Source organism: Desulfovibrio sp. TomC (assembly GCF_000801335.2).
In the GTDB taxonomy this organism is placed as follows: domain Bacteria; phylum Desulfobacterota; class Desulfovibrionia; order Desulfovibrionales; family Desulfovibrionaceae; genus Solidesulfovibrio.
Map to the genome: position 1 here is coordinate 123,124 of NZ_JSEH01000002.1, position 20,564 is coordinate 143,687.

The following is a 20,564-nucleotide window of genomic DNA, read 5'->3' on the forward strand; positions in this document are numbered from 1 at the left end:
GCATAATGCTTGGGACAGGAACTCCGTTCTCTCTGTACGAGAAATCGGGGCGGCTGCGCAACTGGTGCGGCCTTGTGGGGAATTCTTCCCATGGCGGTCGACGGATGGTAGAGACCGAATGACGGGACGATCCGGCACAGGGGGCGGAAAACATGGGCGTTATCGGCATCTGGCCGGATGGATTGGAAGATACGGACGTGGCTGATCTGCTGCCTGCGGTCGGACACGAGATGATACGGATTGCGGTTGGTTCGGCTTTTCCCGGGGCCATTGACGTCCTCGTGGCCGACGTCCGGACCGTCCTGGCCCAGGCCGGCCAACTGGCTGCCTGCCAAGCCCGGGGTGGAGAACGCCATTTTTCCGTGCTCGCCGTCATGGCCGCAACAGCCAACGACGCTGCCGTGCAGGCCGTCTTGGCCGTGGCCGATGAAGTCATCCGCCGGCCGGTCGGAGCGGCGGAACTGACGGCCCGGCTTGGACGACTGCTTGCCTGTCGGGAACAGACCTTGGCCATGGGCAAACTGCGGGCATGCGGCGATGGCCAGCAGGCCGCTCTGGCAGCCGCCACAGCCGACCTGTCGCGTCGGGTCAAGGCCTTGCACTGCCTCTCCGAGGTCCACGCCGTGATCCAGCGTTTCGGCCAACCCCGGGAGCAGCTGTTCCAGGGAATCGCGGCCCTTATCCCGCCCGCCATGCACCGGCCCGAAGCGATCCATGCCCGGGTGTTGGCCGATGGCGGGCAGTTTGTCTCTCCGGACTTTCGCCAGGGACCGTGCCGGCTGCGCTTCCCGCTCGCCGGATCGGGGCAACCGGATGCCGCCCTGGAAGTCTTTTCCGACGAGGGAGATCCTGACTCCGTGGGGGGCTCCTTTCATGCGGACGAAGTCGAACTCGTGCGGCTCGTGGCCCAGCGGCTGGATCGCACCCTGGCCCGGCTGGGAGCCGAAGCCGCCTTGGCCCGGGAACGCGAATTTTCCGCCCTGCTCATGAACACTCTGCCCGGCGGGGTGGTGCGGCTCAACCGGGCCGGGGCCATTGTCTTTTGCAATCCCCGGGCTGCGGCTGTTCTCGAACTGCAAAATCGCAATCTCGGCTCTCCCGCATACGACGATCCAGGTTTCGGGACGAGGGATGTGGACGGAGGACCCCTGGCTGCGGGTGAGCACCCTTTTGCCCGGGTCCTGGCCACGGGCCGGCCGGTGTATGACATGGTGCTTTCCCTTGCCCGACCGGTGGGTGGCCGGCGTTTTGTCTCGATGAGCGCGGCTCCTCTGTTTGCCCCGGACGGCGCGGTGGATGAAGTCGTGTTGAGCCTTGTCGACGTCACCGGCCAGAAGTCCATGGAGCGCCAATTGGCCCATGCCCTCAAGATGGAGTCGCTTGGGCAACTCGCGGCCGGCATCGCTCACGAAATCAATACCCCGGTGCAGTATGTGGGCGGCAACCTGGAATTTCTGGGCAACACCTTTGGCCGTTTGCTGGAACTGCTCGACAAACTGGCGGCTTCGGCTCTGGCCGGGCAGGGGGAGCCACAGGGGAATCAGCGCCTGGCCGAGGAACTGGCCGAGCTTCTTGGCGACGAGGAATTGCGGTTTTTGCTGGAAGAAACGCCGGCCGCCATCCAGGAATCCAAGGAAGGCCTCGATCGGGTGGCTGCCATTGTCCTTTCCATGAAACGCTTTGCCCATCCGGGCAATGCGGCGGCCCTGCCTGTGGACGTGGCCCAGGCCGTGGCCGACACCCTGGCCGTTTCCCGCAGCGCCTGGAAGTTTGCAGCCGACGTCAGCGTGGAAATTGACGCCGATGTGCCGCCGGTCCTGTTTGTTCCGGGCGATTTCAATCAGATTCTGCTCAACATTGTGGTCAACGCCGCCCAGGCCGTTGAGGAAAAGTTCGCTCCAACCGGCCGCAAGGGCCATATCGCCATCCGGGCGGCGCAAAGCGCCGGCGGCGTGGAACTGGTCATTGCCGATGATGGTCCCGGTATTCCGGCCGCCATCCGCCAGCGAATCTTCGATCCTTTTTTCACCACCAAGCCCGTGGGCAAGGGGACCGGGCAGGGCTTGGCCATTGTCCACTCCCTTGTGGAGCGTCACAAGGCCGGGCTGGAGGTCCTCTCGAAGCCTGGGGAGGGGACCAGTTTCGTGTTGCGCCTGCCCGTGGCTGAGCAAGCCAAAATCGGCCTCTGATCACGGTTGCAGGCGGTCGCGCCGGCGGGTATCCTGGCCTGCGGCGTCGTGGCCTTTTGGGGCGACGCCAGGAGGATACATGCCAACCGGAGCAACTCCCGTTGTTGCCACCTGCACCCGCGATTGTCCGAGCGCCTGCGGGCTTCTGGCCCATGTCGAAAACGGCCGGGTGGTCAAACTGACCGGCAATCCCGACCACCCCGTCAACCTGGGCACGGTCTGCCGCAAAGTGCCGGCTTTTGTGCGCCGCATGAACAGCCCGCATCGGGTGCTCACGCCGCTTCGCCGCCGCAATGGTTCCTGGACGGCGGTTTCCTGGAAAGACGCCCTGGACGAGATGGCCGACCGGCTCAAGGATTGCGTGGAGCGGCTCGGGCCGGAGTCCATTCTCTATTATATGGGTTTCGGCGAGCGCACGGCGCTTAAAATCCTCAACGCCCGGTTTTTCGCCCATCTCGGAGGGGTCACCACCCTGCGCGGCACCTTGTGCGGCGGCACCGGCTACGCCGCCCAAAGCCTGGATTACGGTCCCCGCGTCTCCCACGATCCGGTCGATCTGGCCAATGCCCGCACCATCGTCTTGTGGGGCCGCAATCCCGCCGCCACCCAGTTCGGGCTTATGCCACACCTGCGTAAGGCCCGGCAGCGGGGCGCCAAGGTGGTGCTCATCGATCCGCGAAACAGCGAATCGGCCGCCTTGGCCGACGTCCATATCCGGCCAAAGCCCGGCCGTGACGCTTTTCTGGCCCTGGCCGTGGCCAAATACATCATCGAGCAAGGCTGGCAGGATCAGGAATTCCTGGCCAAACACACCGACAACCTGGAGGCCTTTTTTGACCTCCTGGCCCGGTTGTCCTTTGAGGAGTTGCTTGCGGCCTGCGATGTGGAGGCACTCGCCATTGACGCCCTGGCCCGCGACTACATCGTCGGACGGCCCACGGCCACGCTCCTGGGTTGGGGCCTGCACCGCTTCACCCTTGGCCATGAGATGATCCGGGCCGTGGACGCTCTGGGCGCGGTTTCCGGCAACATCGGCATCCCTGGCGGCGGCGTGTCCCAGGGCTTCGAGGAATGGGGACCCTACGATCAGGTGTTGTGGGGCACGAACCTCCATCCGCCCCGGCGCACTTTTCTCATGCCGCAGATCGGCCGGGAAATCCTGGAAGCGTCCGATCCGCCCGTGGCCATGGCCGTCATCTCCGCCGCCAACCCGGTGTGCATGGCCCCCAATTCCGATCTTGTGGCCCAGGCTCTGGACAGCGTGCCCTTTGTCGTGACCATGAACATGTTTTTAGACGACACGGCCGACCACGCCGACCTGTTTCTGCCCTGCGCCGCCTTTTACGAGCAGCGCGACATCGTGGCCAGCTTCGGCCACAACATGGTCGGGCCGCTTCTTCGGGCAGTCGATCCGCCGGGCGAGTGCCGCTCCCAGTTCGATATTTTCATGGATCTGGCCACGCGCTTCCCCTTTGCCGGCGAGTACGTCAAATCCGAAGAGGCATGGCTGCGTCTGCTTCTGCGGCCGCTCCTGGAAAAGGGCGTGGCCTGGGACGACCTGTGGCGCGGCCCGGTGCGCATCCCGGACACCCCGCTGGTTCCCTGGGCCGACGGCCGGTTCGACACGCCGTCCGGCCGCTTCCAGCTTTTGACCGAGGTCACGACTTGTGCCGACTGCCGCGATGCCGCCCGCTATCCCTACCATCTGCTGACGGTCGGCGGGGCGCGCCATCTGTGTTCCGAGCGCGAACCCGGCGACGGCGACGGCCCGGCCGATCTGTCCATGGCCTCCGAGGTGGCGCTGCGTCTGGGCATTGCCGACGGCAGCCCGGCCCGCCTGGTCAGTCCGCTTGGCAGCCTGATTGTGACCGTCCACCATGACGCGACCCTTCGCCCGGACGTCGTGACCTGTGCTCGTGGCGGCTGGCTCAAAGGCGGCCAGGGAATCAACCGGCTGATCCCGGACATGGTAAGCGAAGTCGGGCAGGGGACGCCGTATTACGAAGCCCGTGTGGATGTGGAGGCGCTGTCATGATCGCGCGAGAATGGAAATGCCTGTGTCCGGGGAAGCACCGCGACGGATTTCTCAAGCATCTCTACGCCACCGGCGTGGCCGAGACCGCGGCGCTGCCGGGCTTTTGCGGCTACCAGATTCTGGAGCGGGAGCTTGAAGGCGAAATGGAAGTGACGCTTGTCACCTACTGGACGTCGCTGGACGATGTGAAGACGTTTGCCGGCGAAGATATCGGGCGAGCGGTGCTGTATCCGGGGGATGAGGTGTACGAGATCGTGCCGGAGACGGTGGTGCGGCATTCTGGCGTTGTGGGGGCGGGGTGGCCGGCGGCAATGCAGAAATAGGCGCGGCCTCTCGACCAGCCTTAGAGATGCAGCGCCTAGCTGGAGATTCATTTTGTCAGCGCATCAAAGATGCCACTTGCGCCAAAGATAAGTTTTCCACCAAGTGAAAATAATAAAACTTCACAGTTGTTGTTTTTCTGGAAATTATTATTTATGTATTATTGTATGTAAATAGTCCATGGCTGTATTTTGTTGTATGTTGGTAAAATTTTTCTTCTTGCTTTGGTGCTGAAGGAGGTTTCTGGTATGTCATATGAATATGATGTTGTGCTCTCATTTGCCGGTGAAGATCGAGAGTATGTTGGTAAAGTTGCAGAATGTTTGCGAGTAAGTAGTGTGAAAGTTTTTTATGATGAGTTTGAAAAAGTATCGCTGTGGGGTGCGAACTTGTATGATAGGCTGCATGATGTTTACTGTAACAAATCTATATATATGGTCATGTTTGTGTCTTCTTTTTATGTGGATAAAAAGTGGACAAATCATGAACGCGTTGCAGCTCAGGAGCGGGCATTCTCAGAAAAAAATAATGAGTATATTCTTCCTGCAAAATTTGATGACGCTATTGTTCCAGGCTTGCCTAGAACAATTGGATATATCGATTTGAGAAAATTGTCTCCAGATGAATTTGCTGGTTTGATCGTTGATAAAATTAATTGTTATATGCCTGCTGCTGCCCGAGAACTAGTTTTGATGTTGCGCTCAGGAAGTGCAGCTGTTCGGAAAACTGCAGCGTCTGAATTAGGGGTGTTTAGAAATGCAGCTGTTGTGAACGAGTTGACTTGTTCTGTTGAAGATGCTGATTTCGAAGTTCGACTGGCTGTTGTTAACTCTCTTTTTCAGATAGGCGGTGAGGGCATAGCCGATCTGTTGCTTAAGTTGTTGTCTGATAGTGATGAAAGGATTCGCGGGAAATCTATTCAGCTCTTGGGGCGTATGAATAAACGCGAACATATTCAGAATGTGTTGTATCTGTTTAATGATGAATCGATTTTTGTTCGAACGAAAACAGCAGAATATCTAGGGGGATGTGATGATCCGACGGTTGTTCCAATGCTGGTTGGTATGATGAAAGACACTGATGTGAATGTTGCTTCGGCTGCAAGAGCTTCATTGAAGCAATTTGAGGATGAGGGAACTTTTCGATATATAGTGAATTTGCTGAATGATAAAGATGATATGGTTCGAGTTGATGCGTTAGAAATTTTGGAAGGTTTCGAAGAGATTTCCCCTTTTGAAGCTTTGATAGAGGCGTTGAAAGATTTTAGTCCGGTTGTGCGGAAAAGGGCTGTCAGAGCGATATGGTATGCTGATGATATTCGTGCTCTTCCTTTTTTATATAATGCTGTATGTGATGAAGATGTCGGTGTTGCAATGGCAGCGCTAGAATGTCTCGAGGACATTATTGAAGATCGATCTGTCGATGTTATAGAAAAAGCGACGGCTTCTGTTGATAGTAAAACTCTGTCTATTGTCGTTGATGCATTGGAAGAATTTGAAGAATCGTCAAATTTATCAATGTACATACAGCATTGTCGTAAGTCGCGTGTTGATAATTGATAGTTTATTGTAAATAAACCGCCCCGCTGCACTCGTGGCAGCAGGGCGGCCTCTCTCCAAAAAATCCAATCCAAGCCAAGCGGCTGGCAAACCGTCGTATCTAGGTGAACAAATAGTCTTCGCAGGCTTCGCCTTTTTCCAGGGCGTCGAGCAACTCATCCACTTTATCTTCGCTGTCGATCTCTTTGTACCACCAGTTGTTGGGCATAACGACCACAACCGGTCCGTCTTCGCACTGCTTCAGGCATCCGGTGCTGACCACCCGGGCGTCGATGTCCCGGTCGAGGATGCCTTCTTCCATGTAGCCAAGCAGGTTGTGCGATCCCTTTTTGTGGCAGATGCCCTTGGCCTCGCCCTTGACGCGAAAGCTCGCGCAGACGTTGATCAGGTATTGCGGCTTTTCCATGTTCCGTGCGTCTCCCTCATGTTGCGTCCAATAGAAATCCGACAGAATTTGAACTGGTGGAAACTTTGTCCCGGTGTGATGTCCTCGAAAGGGCGGTTTGCGCACTTCGAGGACATCACACCGGGCGTATTCGCTGTTACAGCTGGAGTTCGAACCGGGTCTCGGGGGCGTCGCGGTCCAGACGGTTCAGAAGGGCTTCCAGGAACTTTTCCATCAGCCGCATGGCTCCGGAGTAGCCGACGGTGGGGAAGTACTGGTGGCCGACGCGGTCAAGGATCGGGAAGCCGTGGCGAATGAGCGGGATGTCCTCATCGCGGGCGATGTACTTCATGTAGGTGTTGCCAATGAGCAGATCGACCGGATCGTTTTTCACCCACTGGTGCAGCAGGAACATGTCCGCTTCGCCGCCGCACTTGAACTTGCAGTCGTAGGGCACGTCCTTGAGCAGTTCTGTCATGCGCTCTTCAAAGTACTTTCCGGGAGTGCCCGTGACCGTGTAGGCCGGGATCATGCCCAGGGTGATGCAGAACTCGACCAGGGCCAGAAGCTGATCCGGATCGCCGGCCATGGCCACTTTCTTGCCGTAGAAGTACTGGCTGTAGTCGGAGAGAATGTCCACGACCTGGCCGCGCTCGAAGTTGATGGAGTCCGGCACGTCCTTGCCGGTCAGACGGCGCATCATGTCCACGAAGGCGTCGGTGGCCTTGAGGCCGATGGGCAGGGGCAGCACCTTGCCCGGAACCTTGAACTCGGAGTCGAGGTAGTTGACCGCCTCGGTGGTGGCCCAGCGGCCAAGGCCGATGGTGGCGATGGAGTCGCCCATGGTGGCGATCTCGGCCGGCGTGGCTCCGGCGTTGGGGTACATCTCGTAGTGGCCGGTCAGCGGGCCGTTTAAGACGCCGTTGGTGTCGGGCACCATGGTGATGTCGATGCCCATCATGGAGGCCAGGCGGCGCATCTCGGCCATGTCGGACGGTTCGCAAAAGCCCGGGATGATGTTGAGCTTGCCGTTGGGCGTACCGGTCTTTTTGACAAAGCCCTTGAGGATGCCCTTGACCATGTTGGCGTAGCCGGTGACATGGGTGCCGACGTAGCTCGGCGTGCTGGCATAGATGATGTGCTTGCCGTCGGGCACCTTGCCGTCGTCGATGGCCTTCTGGGAGATCTGGCGCAGATCGTCGCCGATGGTCTCGGAGAGGCAGGTGGTGTGGATGGCGATGACCGCAGGGTCATAGAGGGTGAAGATGTTGTCGATGGCCGTGATCAGGTTGGACTGACCGCCGAACACCGAGGAACCTTCGGTGAACGAGGAGGTCCCGGCCACGACCGGCTCCTTGTAGTGCCGGGTCAGGGCGGAGCGGTGGTAGGCGCAACAGCCCTGGGAACCGTGGCTGTGGGGGAAACATCCCTTGACGCCAAGGGCCGCGTACATGGCGCCGACAGGCTGGCAGGTCTTGGCCGGGTTGACGGTGAGCGCGGAGCGTTCCTTGATCTCGCCGGTGGTATGTCTTAAGAGAGCCATAATGCTTTCCTTTCTCGCAGATCGCGTTCGTTGCTAGGCCACGTAGGTGGCTTCGAGCTCGGGGCCGGTGGACTGCCAGGGGGCCTTGATAAGATTCCAGACCTTGGTGTTCACCATGCGGTCGATGTCGCGGTACCAGTTGATGGCTCCGTTGAACCCGGCGTAGGGACCGCCCATGTCGTAGTTGTGCAGCTGCTTCAGCGGAATGCCCATCTTCTGGACGATGTATTTTTCCTTGATGCCGGCGCAGAAGATGTCGGGCTTGTAGATCTCAAGGAGCTTTTCCGTCTCGTAGTGGTTGATGTCGTCGATGACCATGGCTTCTTTGCCCATGCCCTCGATCATGCCCTCGTAGCCCTTGAAGTCGACGCCCTGCTCGTTGAGCTTGGCCATCTGCGCTTCGGTCTTGCGGGGCTTGAAGCGCTCGGGATCGGGGAGGATCTCCAGTTCTTCGATGTTGCGCGAGTCGGCGTCGACCTTGATGCTGGGCAGGACGTGCCGGCCTTCATAGTCGTCGCGGTGGGCGAACTCGTAGCCCGCGCCCAGGATCTTCATGCCGAGTTCCTTGAACAATTCCTGGTAGTGGTGGGCCCGGGAGCCGCCGACAAACAGCATGGCGGTCTTGCCTTCGGTGCGCGGCTTGATTTCGTCCACGACCTTGTTGACGGCAACCAGTTCCTCGGCAATGACAGCCTCGACCCGGTCGATCAATTCCTGATCCTCGAAGTAGGCGGCCATGCGGCGTAGCGACTTTGCGGACGCTTCGGCCCCGATGAAGTTCACCTTGATCCAGGGAATGCCGAACTTGGTTTCCATCATCTCAGCCACGTAGTTCAGCGACCGGTGGCACATGACGGTGTTGAGGTCGGCGTTATGGGCCACCCGGAAATCCTGCACCGTGGAGTTGCCGGAGAAGGTGGCGACCAGGGTGAAGCCGCACTTTTCCAGAATACGCTCGATCTCGAAGGCATCGCCGCCGATGTTGTACTCGCCAAGCATGTTGACCTTGAACTTGCCTTCGATCGGAGTGGTGTCGTCCGTACCGATGACATGCTTCATGATCTGGTTGTTGGCGATGTGGTGGCCGGCGGACTGGGACACGCCCTTGTAGCCTTCGCAGGAGTTGGCGAAGATGGTGATGCCGAGTTCTTCCTGCATGGTGCGGGCCACGGCGTGGATGTCGTCGCCAATAAGGCCCACCGGACAGGTGGAGAAGATGGAAATGGCCTTGGGATGGAAGGTGTCGTAGGCTTCCTGGATGGCCGCGCGCAGCTTCTTTTCACCGCCGAACACGATGTCGTGTTCGGTCATGTCCGTAGAGAAGGAGTAGGGGATGAAGTTTTCGCCGTCCGGGCCGGCCTCGGTCTGGTTGCGGCGGGTCAGCCAGGAATAGAAGCCGCAGCCGATGGGACCGTGGGTCAGGTTGACGATGTCCCGGGAAGGGCCGAGAACGACGCCCTTGCAGCCGGCGTAGGTGCAGCCGCGCTGGGTGATGATGCCGGGGATGGTGCGGACGTTGGACTGTATTTCAGGAATCGGTTCGCCCATTTCGGTGCCCGGGAGGATGGACTTGGCCCGCTTGCGCGCAACCTTGGTGGGCATCTTGGCGATCAATTCCTTCTTGATCTCTTCGACATTGGTGGGCTTGGTGCTCATCTCGATGCTACCTCATTAGGTCTAAGGGGTCCGGGAACGTCCGCCGTGCCGGCTAGACGATAGCCGCTTCGCCGGCTTCGCCGGTCCTGACCCGGACAGAGTCGGAGACGGGCATCACAAAGATTTTGCCGTCGCCGGCCTGGCCGGTCTTGTTGACGCTTATAAGGGCGTCCACAGCTTCTTTGACCTGATTGTCCGGGACCACGATTGAAATGATGCGCTTGGGATAGAGGCGGCCCTTGGTGCCAAGAAGCGCAATGGCTTCCTCATTTCCGGCCGCCGCGCCGTCAAGCACGGCCTGATTGACCAGACCTTTGCCGCGTCCGTAGCCTTCGCGGGCCACGAAGGCCGGGATGCCGGCGTCGGCCAGGGCCTTCTTGGTCTGATTCATCTTGTTCATGCGGATAACCGCCATTATCTCCTGCATGACGCGCCCCCTTAGGCTTCCTTGACGCCGGAGGAGATGGTGTACATCTCGCCAACCGGGCTGATGAAGATCTTGCCGTCGCCGAAGGCACCCTTGGAGCCGGTGCGGGCGGCTTCCATGATGGTCTTGATCACGAATTCCTTGTCGCTTTCTTCCACGACGCAGATCAGCATGACTTTGGGAATTTCGTCGTACTGGATCTCGCCGATCTTGATGCCGCGCTGTTTGCCGCGGCCAGCCACGTTGAACTTGGTGACTGCGGGGAAACCGGCATCCATCAGGGCAGCCAGGACTTCATCGGTCTTCTCGGGGCGGACGATTGCTCTCACCATGGTCAGCATATCGAATACTCCTTACGTGTGTGCGTATGTGTTGCGTTGCAGGTCGGCGGCAGGCCTAGTTGGCGATGCCGAAGTCGACGAGCAGCTTTTCGAGCTGGGCCATTTCCAGGGGCTTGGGGATGACCAGCATCTTGTTTTCGTCGATCTTCTTGGCCAGGGCGCGGTATTCGTCGGCCTGGGGATGCTCGGGGGAGTAGTCGATGACGGTCTTGCGGTTGATCTCAGCCCGCTGCACCTGGTTTTCACGGGGCATAAAGTGGATCATCTGGGTACCGATCTGGCGGCACAGCTCTTCGATCATTTCCTTTTCGAAATCGACCTTACGACTGTTGCAGATGATGCCGCCCAGGCGCACGCCGCCGGTGTCGGCGTACTTGACGATGCCCTTGCAGATGTTGTTGGCGGCGTACATGGCCATCATCTCGCCGGAGCAGACGATGTAGATTTCTTCGGCCTTGCCGTCGCGGATGGGCATGGCGAATCCGCCGCACACAACGTCGCCGAGGACGTCGTAGAAGACATAGTCGAGGTGCTTTTCTTCCTCGTAAGCGCCGAGCTGCTCAAGGAGGTTGATGGAGGTGATGATGCCGCGACCGGCGCAGCCAACTCCGGGCTCGGGGCCGCCGGACTCGGTGCACATGGTGCCGCCGTAGCCTTCCTTGAGGATATCGTCGAGATCGACGTCCTCGCCTTCTTCACGCAGGGTGTCGAGAACGGTCTTCTGGGCCAGCCCGTGCAGGAGGAGCCGGGTGGAGTCGGCCTTGGGGTCGCAGCCGACCACCATGACCTTCTTGCCCATCTCCGCCAGGCCGGCGACGGTGTTCTGCGTGGTGGTGGACTTGCCGATGCCGCCCTTGCCGTAAATAGCGATCTTGCGCATTTTGTAATGCCTCCTGCTGCAAAGTTGGAATGTTCCTCCTTAGGCAAGAGTCATGCCAGCGCTGGTATGTCGTGATGTGTTTGATTTAAATATTTGATATTAAATGATAATTTAGTTTCAAACAAATTCTCGATGCTGGCGGCAGGGCGGCTTCGAACAAAATTGTCGGTCATGGCGCGACAAAATTGTTTGGTATTTGTGTAGGCTGTCGATGGCTTGTCGGGGTGGGGCGAAGCCGGGCTCCAGGGCCTGCGGTTTCAAACCTGCGCGGCACGCGACTGGCCTTCAGGGCTTTTGTCGTACTATTTTAGCAGGCTATGTATTTGAGCGGCTGGTGACAATGGCGCGACGCCGGGTCTTCGGCGTCGCGCCGTTGTTGTGGACGATGGGGAGTTTGCAAATTTGGGAAAATGTTGGATGAAGGAGCTTGCCCAGGACCAGCAACGGCTTGCCGCCCAGGGTGCTAGGCCCTGCCGCCCGCCTCGCCCAGAGGATCGCTTTTGAGACTCAGACTGATGCGTCCGCGCTCCCGATCGACCGCAAGGACGGTGACCAGCACTTCCTTGCCGACGCGCACCACTTTTGACGGGTCGGCCACGTAGGTGTCGGCCAGATGGCTCACATGGATCAGACCGTCGCGGTGGACGCCTATATCCACAAAGGCCCCGAAGCTGGCCACGTTGGTCACCAGCCCCGGCAGGCGCATCCCGGGCCGTAGATCGGCGATATCCTCCACGCCTTCGGCAAAGGAAAACGCATTGAAGGCCGGTCGGGGGTCACGGCCGGGACGGGCCAGTTCGGCCATGATGTCACTGAGCGTGGCGTCCCCCACGTCGTCGGAAACAAATTTCGCAACGTCGATGCGCGCCCGGGCTTCGGCATCGGCCACCAGCTCGGCCACGGCGCACCCCGCCTGGGCGGCCATACGCCCGACCAGGGCGTAGCGTTCAGGGTGCACGGCCGTGGCGTCCAGCACCGGCCCGCCGCGCAGCCGCAAAAACCCCGCCGCCTGCTCAAAGGCCTTGGGTCCCAGGCGTTTGACCTTGCGCAACTCGGCCCGTGACCGAAATGGTCCATGTTCCAGCCGGTAGGCCAGGATGTTGGCGGCCAGCGACGGCCCCAGCCCGGAAACGAAGGCGAGGAGCTCCAGGCTGGCCGTATTGAGGTCCACGCCAACGGCGTTGACGCAGCTGGCCACCACCTCGTCGAGGGCCTGCTTGAGGGCCGTCTGGTCCACGTCATGCTGGTATTGCCCGACCCCGATGGATTTGGGGTCGATTTTGACCAGTTCGGCCAGGGGGTCCATGAGGCGGCGGCCGATGCTCACTGCGCCGCGCACGGTCAGGTCCAGGTCGGGAAACTCCCGCCGGGCCACTTCCGAGGCTGAATAGATGGAGGCCCCGGCCTCGTTGACCATGATGACCGGCAACCCCAGACCAAGCCCGCCGACAAAACGTTCGGTCTCCCGGCCGGCCGTGCCGTTGCCGACCGCCACGGCCTGGATAGCGTATTTGGCGCACAACTCGCGCACGACGACCGCCGCCTCTTCGGCCTGGCGCGGCGAGCCGGTGGGATAGATGGCGGTATGGTGCAGCAGCGTCCCCTGAGCGTCGAGTACGGCCAGCTTGGCTCCGGTGCGAAAGCCCGGGTCCAGGGCCAGGACCCGGGACTGCCCCAGAGGGGCGGCCAGGAGCAGGTCGCGCAGATTGGCGGAAAAGACGCTGATGGCCTCGCTGTCGGCCCGAGTCTTGACCGCAGCGCGCAGTTCGTTTTCGAGCGACGGCCCAAGGAGGCGCTTGTAGCCATCCTCCACAGCCATGGCCACTTCCCTGCTGTCGGCCCTGTTGCCGGTGACGATCAGGCGATTGAGCAGGCCCAACGCTTCGGCCTCGGGCGGACGCAGACCGAGCGAGAGCACGCCCTCGCGCTCGCCGCGAAACATGGCCAGCACCCGGTGCCCGGCAATGGCCCGCACCGCCTCGTCCCAGTCGAAGAAGTCCCGGAAATTGGCCCCGGCGGCTTCCTTGCCCTTGACCACCCGGGAGATGAAGCGGCTTCGCCGCGTGAACAGCTCGCGCACGGCCCCGCGCACCCGGGCGTCCTCGGTGACCATTTCGGCGATGATGTCCCGGGCTCCGGCCAGGGCGGCGTCGTTGTCCGCCACGCCCTTTTCCAGGTCAACGAAGCGTCGGGCTTCGTGTTGCGGATCAAGGCCCTGCTGCACCAGCAGGGCCTTCGCCAGCGGCTCCAGGCCGCGTTCCCGGGCCATGGCCGCCCGGGTCCGGCGTTTGGGTCGATAGGGAAGATAAAGGTCTTCCAGCCGGGCCATATCCGGGGCGTCGGCGATGGCCCGGGCCAGAGCGTCGGTCAGCAGATCGCGTTCGCCCAGGGAACCGAGAATAGCTTCCCGGCGCTTGTCGAGTTCGGTGAGCTGGGCCAGCCGATCCCGGATGGAGGCCACGGCCACTTCGTCCAGGGAGCCAGAGGCCTCCTTGCGGTAGCGGGCGATAAACGGAACGGTGGCCCCGTCCGCCAGCAATCGGGCCACGGCCGCCACCTGGGCGTCCTTAATGGAGAGTTCCTGGGCGAGAAGGCGGGCGTACTTTTCAATCATGTGTGGAGAAACCTTTTTCAGTCTGTCGCCGACAGCAGGCGTTTATTAATCCATGTCCGGGAAAATGATGGTTGTGACAAATTTGCCGTCCGGGCCAATGGCGACTTTGAGCATCCGTCCGCCGGTATTGAGGATGCCGGTTTCCAGGGTAAAAACTTTGCCGTCAACGGAGTGCCACGCACCGACGTCATGTTTGGGTCTGTCGGTGTTCTTGTTTTTCTCGATGGTGTCCCATATCTCGCTTATATCTTGAGCATTTATTTCTAAAAAACACTGCATCAGCTTGTGAAAGTCTTTCGCGGCCACGGCTTCACCTCGCGTGTGTTCTGACGTTATCCGACTCCATGGGGCTGTTTGGGTCTTTTCCCGGCTGTCTTCGCCTTCCTGTCTGGCCAGTCGTTGACGAACTTGCCGGGCGTCTCCTGGTCACGAGGCCTGTGCCTTTGTCCCAGGCGCTTTGGACGGAGCGCAAGCAATCCAGCCAGATGAGAATTCTTAGAAAAAATTCCTGGTCATGACCAGTCAATTGGACGCATATGGGAGGGCAGTCTGGCTTTCCCGCTGCGGTCCGAGGGGTATGGTATGGTGCAATTTGATCTGGTCACGCTTTGGCGCATCGGCTCCGGCCTGACCGAAGTCTGGGACGCCATCACCCGGCCGGCGTCCTGGCCCCAATGGTGGCGCGGCTTGGAAGTTGCCGAGGAGTTGGACCGGGGCAGGGCGGACGGCATCGGAAACCGGCAGCGGTTCCAGTGGAAGGGGGCGCTGCCGTACCGGCTGACGACGGAACTGACGATCCGTCGGATCGACCCCCTGTCCATGATCCAGGGCGAAGCGTCAGGGGATGTGACGGGCACGGGGACCTGGCGGTTCGCCTGTGCAGACGGGATCACCCTGGTTCACCACGAGTGGCGGGTGCGCGCCACGGCTCCCCGGCTCAAGTTTCTGGCAAGCGTTGCCCGCCCGCTGGTCTGCTGGAATCACGGCCGGATCATGGCTTGGGGAGCCCAGGGACTGGCCCGTCATTTGGGGGCAACCTGCTTACGTGTGGAACGAAGGACTACGGCGTAAAAAAACGGTCGTCAAAGTGGACGTCGATTTGCAAGTCATCCATGAGCACTGCTTCGAGCAGCCTGTCTGCGGCGTCGTAGGTTCGTACCTGGAGCGGCAAAAACGTGTCTTTGTCGAGATTGAGGAGAAAGCGGTGCGTGCCATCCAGGGAGAAGCCATTCTGGCCTTCGATGCTGACCAGGATGGTCGATCTGCTCCCCAGCTTCTCTTCTCCCTGCACCGTCGCCTGCCCCTGGTTCTGGAGCAGGAGCGCCCGCCGCAGGAGCGCCCCAATGTCGGACTCGTTGACCTGATGGCCGGAGGGGCTTTTGATCAGCCGGCTGTCCGGACTCAGGGACAGGGCAAAGGCTTTGGAAATGCCGAACGGCTGGAGGCGGACCCGGTTGGTCGTAGGGTCGTACACCAGGACCGCACCGTTATGCGGTCGGATGAAATCCATGCGGACGAAGCCGGGCTTCTTGAAGGAATACGCAATGATCTCGTTGGATTTACCGTGCATGACCCGCAGGGTAACACGGTAGGAAACCACGTTTTCGTAGCTTTGAAGCGCGGCGGTCACCATGTCGCGCGGCATGGACGCCAAACTTGCCAGGAGGGCGAGGGCACAGAGCATGGGGTGGGTATCCGGGGTACTGTATTTCGAAGCGCAGCGCCGGGCAGTGGCGCAGCCCCGACAGCGACGGACGTGCGACTCGGCCGGATTGCGGGAGCGACTTTTCCGTTTATGTTCGGAGAATACGGGAGAGCGGCAGGGCTGTCCAGGCGTCAAGAAGGCGGCAGTCTGTAGCCCGTACGCCCTCGACCGGGAATGCTGGACTGGACTCGGCAACAGAGAGCGCAGGGCGCTGCTTTTCACGGATATTTGTTTGACCTGACACTCCTGGCCGGATTCCCTCTTTGAAGAAGGGCCTCGCCGCCCGCCAAACGCGCTCATGCCAAAGGATCCAATGCAGCCAACGCATATATTTCCGACGTCTCGACAACTTGCGATGAACACAGTCCACTTTGATCTTGCCGGGCAGGACGTTTTTTTATCCGGCGTCGTCGCCTGCGGTGAACTGCGTCTGTATCGCGCATCCGGGACCACCGACCCTGCTGCCGTGACCTGCCGACGCTGCCAGCGGACAAAGGTTTATCGAGCGGCCGTGAAGTGACATCGCAGAATTTGACATCGAAATGAGCCGCCAAAGAAAAAGGGCTGCGACTTTTGGTCACAACCCTTTGGAATCATTTGGTGGGCAATGTAGGATTCGAACCTACGGCCTTTGGCTCCGGAGGCCTGCGGGCGACTTTCCGACATTTCCCGAAAGCCACTGAAACAACTAGAATTTTTATCCATACCTCTGTGCCTGATTCGGGCATAGCAGGACACTTTTACATTGCTACTTATCCGCCTTCTTATCCACTGCCCAAACAACTGCATCCGCATCATGACGGCATGGTCGGGATATCATCGTGCGTGGCCTGATCGTCGATCTGTTTGCCGGGGGCGGGGGCGCGCTGGGCTGTTCCCATTCAACGCTCATGGCTTCCGCAATTATTTTCAGCGTTGCCACGCTGGGGCGTGCGTTGTTGGCCTCCATCTTTGCGTACGCCGGTTCGGAGATTCCCATGCGGCCGGCGACCTCGCGCGGCGAGAGCTTTAAATGCTCGCGCCAAGCGCGAATCAGGCTCCTACCGTGTTCGAGATGGAGGGTGACCACCTCATGGGGAATCCATATTTCCTCGTCAGGGCGGCCCCCAGGGGCAGCAGCATCAGAAACCATCGCCTACCTCGGCAAGAAAACCTTGTATGAGGTGTTCAGGGCCTTAGCCAAGATTTCGGTCAAGAAAGGACAGGTCCACTTCAACAAAGGCCAGGAGGCCGCCTTCGGCCTCGGCCATCCCCAGTACGTCAGTGGCCGGGCTGGCCTGGGGGGCTTCGTCGGCATCGAAGAGGCAGGCTTCCACCGCCTCTTGGACGGCGGCAAGAGCTTCGTCCAGGGAGTCGCCGGAAGTGAAGCAGCCGGGCAGATCGGGGATGGTCACGCCGTAGCCCGTGCCGTCGTCGGTGTGCAGGATGGCCGGATAGGGACGTTTCACAGAAAAACCTTGTACGAAGTGTTCAGGGCTTTGGCCAAACGCTCGGCCATGGCTTCGCCAATAGGACGCTTACCGGTTTCCATGGCGGAGATGTCTGCCTTGGTTACGTCGAGCATTACTGCAAGCTGTTCCTGGGTCAGCGCTTCGCGCCGTCGCATACCTCGCAAGATATTACCCGGACCCATGTCAGGAGAGGTGTCGGTGATGCCGTACATGCGGCCCTCCTACAAGAAAACCCGACAAAAATCACAGCACGGCATCCCGCGCCGCCCTTTCGGCTGCATCGACCACGAATTCGTTGAGGCTTTTGCCTTTGGCCTTGGCGGCGACGGCCAGAAGTCGATGGATTTCCGGAGACAGACGCAGCCGGAATTGCCCGGAGCAGGGCGTTTCAGGGGGTCTGCCTGCCTGGGCGCACAAGCCCAGATAATCCTCCACGGAATCGGCCAGGGCTTGCCGCAGTTCTTCGACCGAGCGGCCGGAGAAATGAATCACATCCCGGGTGCCTATCACCTGGCCGTGGAATTCATCGTCGCCGGGAATGAAATCAAAATATCCGGTGAAGCCCTTGTAAGTCATGGCGTTCATCGTTTTGGCCCTGGCGCTACGGCCTGCACCCGATTTGTCGAGTCGGCAACGAGTGTCCTGTTGGGGATGGCATATCGGCTATTGGCAGGCCATTTCACGCCGGGCTGCGCGGATCAGGAAAGCGGAGCGGTTGAGGCCGCGTCCTTTGGCGGCGCGGTCGATTTCCTCAAGTGTTCCGGCGGGAACCGTGATGTTCACCCGGACCGTGCGCTTATCCATGAACCCGAGATCCACATTGACCAAGGCCCACGCGGCATCCTTGTAAACCGGATCGTCCTTGTAGTGCTCCAGGCTGCTGGGAGCCGGCTTCTGGAAAGCGCCTTCAAGAATGAGTTCGACAGCTTCCGGGATGTTGCCCAGAGCTTCTTCCAGGGTGTCGCCGGCGGTGTTGCAGCCGGGGATGTCCGGCAGGGTAACGCCGTAGGCCTTGCCTTTTTCACTGAAGACAGCAGCGGGGAAATACATAACGCCCTCCTGCCTCTGTCGACTTTTTATTTCTACAGGAAAACCTTGTATGAGGTGTTCAGAGCCTTAGCCAAGCGCTCGGCCATGGCTTTGCCAATAGGACGCTTTCCTGTTTCCATTGCGGAGATATTGGCCTTCGTGGTTCCGATCTCTTCAGCCAGGCGTTCCTGGGTCAAGTCTTCGCGACGTCGCATGCCCCGCAAGATATTACCAGGACCCATGTCGGGAAAGGTGTCGGCGATGCCGTACATGCGGCCGTCCTACAAGAAAATCCGCCAGTTCATACCCAAGGCCTTGCCCAGTTTCTTGGCCATCTCCTTGCCAATGGGCCTCGTACCCCGTTCCATCCCGGAGATATGGGACTTGTGGACGCTGATGGCAGCCGCGAGCTGCACCTGGGTCATCTCGCGCAATCCGCGCGCGCCGGAAAGAATTTTCCCCGGCGTCGAGTCGGCAAAGAATTCCTCGGCAGGAATATTTGGTTCGGCAGCCTCTTCAATGGCCCGTGCCACAGCTTCTGCGCGATCCGCCGGAACGGCGGCGCTGACGATCACGTATCCGTCAGTACGGGGCGTTTTCGTGAGTTCCAACATAGGTCACCTCCACCAGTATGGCTACACTGCCCTTGACCTGCCAAACGACCACATAAGTGGGGCGGCCCTTGTTCAGGTGGCAATGGTATATTTCGCCTCGCTGGTTTTTGAGTTTGCCAAAATGAGCCATCGAGGGTTGCACTGGTCCTTCGAGAGCAATGAGCGCCCGCAAAGCGTCCAGGCGATTGCGGATGCGCTCGGGAAGTTTCGCGGCCTGCTTGGCAGCCTTGGGCGTAAGTTCAACTCTCCATACCATGGTTTGCAGGTAGTCATTTACTGGCTACCTGTCAACGCCGCCCTCTTGACGCCCCCGGCCCGCCTCATGCACGTTTGGTCAACCAATTTTGTGAGGCGTCCTGCCGCCTTGATCCGGTCCCAAGCCGGAACAATAGAGCGGGCTTTTTGCATTTGTCGCCCATGCACCTCCCTTCGGGGTGGGGCAATGAATTGGCGGTATGACGTCCGGGTGTCCGCGAGGCCCCGGCTGCTCGTAAGGCAGGGGAGCGTCATGCCGCCTTTTTTATTGCCCCAATCCCAACCTTACGGAGGTGCGCCATGAACAGTCTTTCCCCCAACCTGACCATCGTCGCGGGACGTCCGGTCGTCTCCAGCCTCACTGTGGCCGCGCATTTCGGCAAAGAGCATAAGAATGTTCTGCGGGATATCCGGGAACTCCTTGCCCATTTGCCCGACGAACTATGTGCGCTCAATTTTGAGCGCACGCAGGATGATTGCGTCCTCTTGACGCCCTCGGCCCGCCTCGGGCATGGTTGGCGTCCCTACAGTACGTGGCGTCCTGCCGCCACCGCCGTCCCTTCCCAGGGGGCAGCGAAAGAGCGGGATTTATTGTTTCGTCGCCCATGCGCCTCCCCTTTGGGGAAGGGCTCGTATTGGCGGCGGCATGACGTCCGGGTGTCCGCGAGGCCCCGGCTGCGTACTGCAGGGGAGCGTCATGCCGTCGCCTTTTTTCGTGCCCAAATCCCAACAGTACGAGGTGCATCATGACCAGACTCATCCCCATCCACTCCGGCCAGCTGGCCGGCGAAGTCGTCCAGACCATCTGTGCCCGTGACCTGCACGCTTTCCTGGAAGTCGAAACCCGGTTCGATGATTGGATCCGGCGTCGAATCGAGGAGTACGGCTTCGTCGAAAATCAAGATTTTGTAGCAGGGGATTTTTCCTCAAAATTGAGGAAAAATGGGCGAGGCCGGCCGGCCATCGACTACCACCTGTCCATCGACATGGCCAAGGAACTGGCCATGGTCGAAAAGACCGACAAGGGCCGGCAGGCCCGCCGCTACTTCATCGACTGCGAACGCCGGGCCAAGGCCGCTGCGCACCTCGCCTTGGGGCCTCAAACCCCATCCCACCCCGCCGAAAGCCCGTTGCTCATCCTGGAAGGCGAACTGGCCCGCATCCGGGCCAACGTCGCTTTTTTCAAGGACATGGCCGTGGTGCTCAACACCCTGGCCTTCACCCGCGACGCCGACGCATTTTCCAGAAGCATGGCCGGCGCGCTGAGGGACATCGCCCAAAGCAGCAGCGACATGCTCGGGCGGGTCGCCGCGGACGTGGGCCAAGTGCGCGGCCGGACGCTGGCAGCCGTCCAAACTGCCCTGGCTGTCGGTCTGGTCAGTCCGGCCGATGCCGCAGCTCGATCCGCCAAGGCAGCAAAAGCGGCCCGGGCGCGTTGGGACAAGGAACGGGATAAGAAAGCCGCCACGCCTAAAGGCAGGAAGGGCGGCACTGTGCATTAGCAGGGAGATTCCGCCCCGGCCGGTGGCTTTTGGGCCGGCCGGGGCGGGATAGCTAAGG

At 60.1% G+C, this 20,564-nt stretch carries 23 protein-coding genes; 7 read left to right on the plus strand and 16 right to left on the minus strand.

Features of this window, described 5'->3' with window-relative positions; all coding sequences use genetic code 11:
• Nucleotides 1-152: 152 nt before the first annotated feature.
• The 4 genes from NY78_RS02195 to NY78_RS23460 all read left to right on the plus strand — a co-directional run bounded on the left by NY78_RS02195 (nt 153) and on the right by NY78_RS23460 (nt 6,104).
• Complete coding sequence (locus NY78_RS02195; protein WP_043631033.1) at nt 153-2,189, plus strand: two-component system sensor histidine kinase NtrB; 2,037 nt, start codon at nt 153-155, stop codon at nt 2,187-2,189.
• 79 nt (nt 2,190-2,268) lie between these two features.
• Nucleotides 2,269-4,224: a molybdopterin-dependent oxidoreductase gene (locus NY78_RS02200; protein WP_043631036.1), complete on the plus strand. Its 1,956-nt coding sequence runs from the start codon at nt 2,269-2,271 to the stop codon at nt 4,222-4,224.
• Complete coding sequence (locus NY78_RS02205; protein ID WP_043631040.1) at nt 4,221-4,547, plus strand: antibiotic biosynthesis monooxygenase family protein; 327 nt, start codon at nt 4,221-4,223, stop codon at nt 4,545-4,547. Before NY78_RS02200 ends, NY78_RS02205 begins: the two co-directional genes overlap by 4 nt.
• 246 nt (nt 4,548-4,793) lie before the next feature.
• A complete protein-coding gene (locus NY78_RS23460; RefSeq protein ID WP_082139860.1) occupies nt 4,794-6,104 on the plus strand; it encodes a HEAT repeat domain-containing protein in 1,311 nt (436 codons plus the stop codon).
• A gap of 100 nt (nt 6,105-6,204) precedes the next feature.
• Here NY78_RS23460 and NY78_RS02210 read toward each other — a convergent pair whose 3' ends face one another.
• From NY78_RS02210 to NY78_RS02245, 8 genes are all read right to left on the minus strand, one after another.
• The gene (locus NY78_RS02210; protein WP_043631043.1) at nt 6,205-6,510 is read right to left on the minus strand and encodes a (2Fe-2S) ferredoxin domain-containing protein; all 306 of its coding nucleotides are present in this window, start codon (nt 6,508-6,510) and stop codon (nt 6,205-6,207) included.
• Between the two features lie 136 nt (nt 6,511-6,646).
• A complete protein-coding gene (gene nifK / locus NY78_RS02215; RefSeq protein ID WP_043631117.1) occupies nt 6,647-8,032 on the minus strand; it encodes a nitrogenase molybdenum-iron protein subunit beta in 1,386 nt (461 codons plus the stop codon).
• A 33-nt stretch (nt 8,033-8,065) separates the two neighbouring features.
• Nucleotides 8,066-9,688 carry a nitrogenase molybdenum-iron protein alpha chain gene (gene nifD / locus NY78_RS02220; protein WP_043631119.1) on the minus strand — a complete coding sequence of 541 codons (1,623 nt, stop codon included), beginning with the start codon at nt 9,686-9,688 and terminating at the stop codon, nt 8,066-8,068.
• A gap of 52 nt (nt 9,689-9,740) precedes the next feature.
• Nucleotides 9,741-10,115, minus strand: a complete 375-nt coding sequence (locus NY78_RS02225; protein WP_043631122.1) for a P-II family nitrogen regulator — start codon at nt 10,113-10,115, stop codon at nt 9,741-9,743.
• 11 nt (nt 10,116-10,126) lie between these two features.
• Entirely contained in the window at nt 10,127-10,456 is a 330-nt protein-coding gene (locus NY78_RS02230; RefSeq protein WP_043631125.1) for a P-II family nitrogen regulator, read from the minus strand.
• Nucleotides 10,457-10,511: 55 nt separating this feature from the next.
• Nucleotides 10,512-11,336: a nitrogenase iron protein gene (gene nifH, locus NY78_RS02235; protein ID WP_043631127.1), complete on the minus strand. Its 825-nt coding sequence runs from the start codon at nt 11,334-11,336 to the stop codon at nt 10,512-10,514.
• Nucleotides 11,337-11,799: 463 nt separating this feature from the next.
• Nucleotides 11,800-13,950 (minus strand): Tex family protein, encoded by a 2,151-nt coding sequence (locus tag NY78_RS02240; RefSeq protein ID WP_043631130.1) that lies wholly within the window; start codon nt 13,948-13,950, stop codon nt 11,800-11,802.
• Nucleotides 13,951-13,995: 45 nt separating this feature from the next.
• Nucleotides 13,996-14,256 (minus strand): hypothetical protein, encoded by a 261-nt coding sequence (locus NY78_RS02245; protein ID WP_156180849.1) that lies wholly within the window; start codon nt 14,254-14,256, stop codon nt 13,996-13,998.
• A 276-nt stretch (nt 14,257-14,532) separates the two neighbouring features.
• Here NY78_RS02245 and NY78_RS02250 point away from each other — a divergent pair, with 276 nt between their 5' ends.
• Complete coding sequence (locus NY78_RS02250; protein ID WP_043631132.1) at nt 14,533-15,021, plus strand: SRPBCC family protein; 489 nt, start codon at nt 14,533-14,535, stop codon at nt 15,019-15,021.
• On the opposite strand, the gene NY78_RS25165 is transcribed toward NY78_RS02250, so the two are convergent.
• The 8 genes from NY78_RS25165 to NY78_RS02285 all read right to left on the minus strand — a co-directional run bounded on the left by NY78_RS25165 (nt 15,011) and on the right by NY78_RS02285 (nt 18,749).
• Nucleotides 15,011-15,595: a DUF1571 domain-containing protein gene (locus NY78_RS25165; RefSeq protein WP_197084193.1), complete on the minus strand. Its 585-nt coding sequence runs from the start codon at nt 15,593-15,595 to the stop codon at nt 15,011-15,013. The genes NY78_RS02250 and NY78_RS25165 overlap by 11 nt on opposite strands.
• Before the next feature lie 808 nt (nt 15,596-16,403).
• Entirely contained in the window at nt 16,404-16,787 is a 384-nt protein-coding gene (locus NY78_RS25710; RefSeq protein WP_082139861.1) for a helix-turn-helix domain-containing protein, read from the minus strand.
• 43 nt (nt 16,788-16,830) lie between these two features.
• Entirely contained in the window at nt 16,831-17,103 is a 273-nt protein-coding gene (locus tag NY78_RS02260) for a type II toxin-antitoxin system HicB family antitoxin (protein WP_082139862.1), read from the minus strand.
• Entirely contained in the window at nt 17,100-17,318 is a 219-nt protein-coding gene (locus NY78_RS02265; protein WP_053062114.1) for a helix-turn-helix domain-containing protein, read from the minus strand. The genes NY78_RS02260 and NY78_RS02265 overlap by 4 nt, the downstream gene beginning before the upstream one ends.
• Nucleotides 17,319-17,349: 31 nt before the next feature.
• Nucleotides 17,350-17,691: a type II toxin-antitoxin system HicB family antitoxin gene (locus NY78_RS02270; protein WP_043631138.1), complete on the minus strand. Its 342-nt coding sequence runs from the start codon at nt 17,689-17,691 to the stop codon at nt 17,350-17,352.
• Between the two features lie 78 nt (nt 17,692-17,769).
• Nucleotides 17,770-18,156, minus strand: coding sequence for a type II toxin-antitoxin system HicB family antitoxin (locus NY78_RS02275; protein ID WP_043631141.1), 387 nt, complete (start codon nt 18,154-18,156; stop codon nt 17,770-17,772).
• A gap of 32 nt (nt 18,157-18,188) precedes the next feature.
• The gene (locus NY78_RS02280; protein WP_053062115.1) at nt 18,189-18,407 is read right to left on the minus strand and encodes a helix-turn-helix domain-containing protein; all 219 of its coding nucleotides are present in this window, start codon (nt 18,405-18,407) and stop codon (nt 18,189-18,191) included.
• Between the two features lie 9 nt (nt 18,408-18,416).
• The gene (locus NY78_RS02285; protein WP_043631145.1) at nt 18,417-18,749 is read right to left on the minus strand and encodes a helix-turn-helix domain-containing protein; all 333 of its coding nucleotides are present in this window, start codon (nt 18,747-18,749) and stop codon (nt 18,417-18,419) included.
• A 555-nt stretch (nt 18,750-19,304) separates the two neighbouring features.
• Here NY78_RS02285 and NY78_RS24480 point away from each other — a divergent pair.
• The gene (locus NY78_RS24480; RefSeq protein WP_156180851.1) at nt 19,305-19,754 is read left to right on the plus strand and encodes a Rha family transcriptional regulator; all 450 of its coding nucleotides are present in this window, start codon (nt 19,305-19,307) and stop codon (nt 19,752-19,754) included.
• Complete coding sequence (locus NY78_RS22965; RefSeq protein ID WP_053062116.1) at nt 19,751-20,506, plus strand: antA/AntB antirepressor family protein; 756 nt, start codon at nt 19,751-19,753, stop codon at nt 20,504-20,506. Before NY78_RS24480 ends, NY78_RS22965 begins: the two co-directional genes overlap by 4 nt.
• Nucleotides 20,507-20,564 lie beyond the last annotated feature (58 nt).